The organism is Pseudoalteromonas rubra (assembly GCF_004212645.1).
Taxonomy (GTDB): Bacteria; Pseudomonadota; Gammaproteobacteria; order Enterobacterales; family Alteromonadaceae; genus Pseudoalteromonas; species Pseudoalteromonas rubra_G.
On sequence record NZ_PPUZ01000191.1, the window covers coordinates 1 to 260 of the forward strand.

1 protein-coding gene is annotated in these 260 nt (G+C 53.8%); it reads right to left on the minus strand.

Annotated elements, in window-relative coordinates; all coding sequences use genetic code 11:
* The coding region (locus C3B51_RS23465; protein ID WP_130246572.1) for an AMP-binding protein at positions 1 to 260 on the minus strand (260 nt) is incomplete at both ends.

Below are 260 nucleotides of genomic sequence, written 5' to 3' on the forward strand. Positions count from 1 at the left end.
CGTTGTCTCATCATCCAGCACTATACGGGTCACATCCAGATCAGCAAACAATCCGGCCAGCCCCGACTGCGTGATAACCTGCGACATGCCCGTATCGGCCATCATATAATCGCGCCGACTTGATGGGTAAGAGGGGTCCAGCGGCACATAAGCACAGCCCGCTTTCAAAATACCCAACATCCCGACCAGCATGTCTATATGACGTTCAAAGCACAGTCCTATCAGGCTCCCCTTTGCCGCGCCTTCTGAGCGCAAATATC